The sequence below is a fragment of the Neobacillus paridis genome (assembly GCF_016765675.1).
Lineage (GTDB): Bacteria > Bacillota > Bacilli > Bacillales > Cytobacillaceae > Neobacillus > Neobacillus paridis.
On record NZ_JAESWB010000116.1, the window covers coordinates 1 to 513 of the forward strand.

At 53.4% G+C, this 513-nt stretch carries 1 protein-coding gene; it reads right to left on the reverse strand.

Going from position 1 to position 513, the window contains the following annotated elements; genetic code table 11:
• The coding region (locus tag JK635_RS28135; RefSeq protein ID WP_202653233.1) for a GDP-mannose 4,6-dehydratase at positions 1-513 on the reverse strand (513 nt) is incomplete at both ends.

The following is a 513-nucleotide window of genomic DNA, read 5'->3' on the forward strand; positions in this document are numbered from 1 at the left end:
TTTCGGGAAAGTGGTACGGACCGTAATTGTTCGAGCAGTTCGTGGTCAGCGTGGGAAACCCGTAAGTGTGATGGTAGGCACGCACCAAATGGTCGGACGCCGCCTTCGACGCGGAGTAAGGACTATTGGGCTGGTACGGATGGGTTTCGCTGAACGGTGCATCCGACAGACCGAGCGAGCCATACACCTCGTCAGTTGATACATGCAGGAAACGAAACTCGTCACGCGCCTTGTCAGACAAGGCAGACCAATAGGCGCGGCTTGCCTCTAGTAAATTGAAAGTACCGTTGACGTTTGTCTGAACAAATGCGGCGGGACCATGAATCGACCGATCGACATGGCTTTCAGCGGCGAAATGTACAATGGCGCGCGGCTTGTGTTCAGTCAACAAGCGGTCGACCAACTCGCGATCGCAAATGTCCCCATGCACAAAGACGTGTCGCTTGTCACCTTGTAATGAAGCGAGATTGTTCAGGTTACCCGCATAGGTAAGTTTGTCGAGATTGAGAACGC